Origin of the sequence: Ornithinibacter sp., from assembly GCF_035443565.1 — a bacterium.
Classification (GTDB): domain Bacteria; phylum Actinomycetota; class Actinomycetes; order Actinomycetales; family Dermatophilaceae; genus Fodinibacter.
The window spans coordinates 1-1,715 of sequence record NZ_DAORSO010000315.1 but is presented as its reverse complement, the minus strand read 5'-3'; the positions used below and the strand labels follow the sequence as shown (position 1 = coordinate 1,715).

The following is a 1,715-nucleotide window of genomic DNA, read 5'->3' as shown; positions in this document are numbered from 1 at the left end:
TGTCGGTTTCCATCAAGCCGCTCGAGGACCGCATCGTCATCAAGAGCCTCGAGGCCGAGCAGACGACCGCGTCCGGTCTTGTCATCCCGGACACCGCGAAGGAGAAGCCCCAGGAGGGCGAGGTCCTCGCAGTTGGCCCCGGCCGCATCGACGACAAGGGCAACCGCGTCCCGCTCGACGTCAACGTCGGCGACCGCGTCATCTACAGCAAGTACGGCGGCACCGAGATCAAGCACGGCGGCGAGGAGTTCCTGATCCTCTCCGCCCGCGACGTTCTCGCCATCGTCGGCTGACGCAGCACTCGCATGCCGTGACCGCGCCCCGGTGCGCACCCGCTCACCGGGTGCCACCGGGGCGCGTCCGGTAACGGTGACCACCAGACCAACCGCCGCAGGCAGCGCGACGAGCGCGCCCGGCATCCCGATCACGAAGGACAGCAATGGCCAAGGAACTGGAGTTCAACGACTCCGCCCGCAAGTCGCTCGAGCGCGGCGTCGACGCCCTCGCGAACGCCGTGAAGGTGACGCTCGGCCCCAAGGGCCGCAACGTCGTCATCGACAAGAAGTGGGGTGCGCCGACGATCACGAACGACGGCGTGACCATCGCCCGCGAGATCGAGCTCGAGGACTCCTACGAGAACCTCGGCGCCCAGCTCGCCAAGGAGGTCGCCACCAAGACCAACGACGTCGCCGGTGACGGCACGACGACCGCGACCGTCCTCGCCCAGGCGATGGTGCACGAGGGCCTGCGCAACGTCGCGGCCGGTGCGTCCCCGTCGGGTCTGAAGCGCGGGATGGACAAGGCCGTCGAGGCCGTCTCCACCGAGCTGCTCGACACCGCCCGCGAGATCGAGTCCAAGGACGAGATCGCCCAGGTCGCCTCGCTCTCCGCGCAGGACAAGGAGATCGGCGCCACGATCGCCGACGCGTTCGACAAGGTCGGCAAGGACGGCGTCATCACCGTCGAGGAGTCCTCGACCGCGAGCACCGAGCTCGAGTTCACCGAGGGCATGCAGTTCGACAAGGGCTACATCAGCCCCTACTTCGTCTCCGACCCCGAGCGCATGGAGGCCGTCCTCGAGGACGCCTACGTGCTCATCAACCAGGGCAAGATCTCGGCGATCGCCGACATCCTCCCGGTGCTCGAGAAGGTCGTGAAGTCCGGCAAGCCGCTGCTCATCATCGCCGAGGACGTCGACGGCGAGGCCCTGTCGACGCTCGTCGTGAACAAGATCCGCGGCACGTTCAACGTCGTGGCCGTCAAGGCCCCCGGCTTCGGTGACCGCCGCAAGGCCATGCTCCAGGACATGGCCGTGCTCACCGGCGGCCAGGTCGTCGCCGAGGAGGTCGGGCTCAAGCTCGACCAGGTCGGTCTCGAGACGCTGGGCCAGGCCCGCCGCGTCGTCGTCACCAAGGACACCACGGTCATCATCGACGGCGCCGGTGCCCACGAGGACGTCGAGGGTCGGGTCAACCAGATCAAGCAGGAGATCGAGCGCACCGACTCCGACTGGGACCGCGAGAAGCTCCAGGAGCGCCTCGCCAAGCTCGCCGGTGGCGTCTGCGTCATCAAGGTCGGTGCGCACACCGAGGTCGAGCTCAAGGAGAAGAAGCACCGCATCGAGGACGCCATCTCGGCGACCCGCGCGGCCATCGAGGAGGGCATCGTCGCCGGTGGCGGCTCCGCCCTCATCCAGGCCGTCAAGGTCATCGACG

At 68.1% G+C, this 1,715-nt stretch carries 2 protein-coding genes; both read left to right on the top strand.

Going from position 1 to position 1,715, the window contains the following annotated elements; translation table 11 throughout:
- Positions 1 to 293, top strand: a 293-nt coding sequence (gene groES / locus PLL68_RS14825; protein WP_324535401.1) for a co-chaperone GroES, incomplete at its 5' end; no start/stop codon positions are given.
- 146 nt (positions 294 to 439) lie between these two features.
- Positions 440 to 1,715: chaperonin GroEL (gene groL / locus PLL68_RS14820; RefSeq protein WP_324535399.1), on the top strand; the 1,276-nt coding region annotated here is incomplete at its 3' end.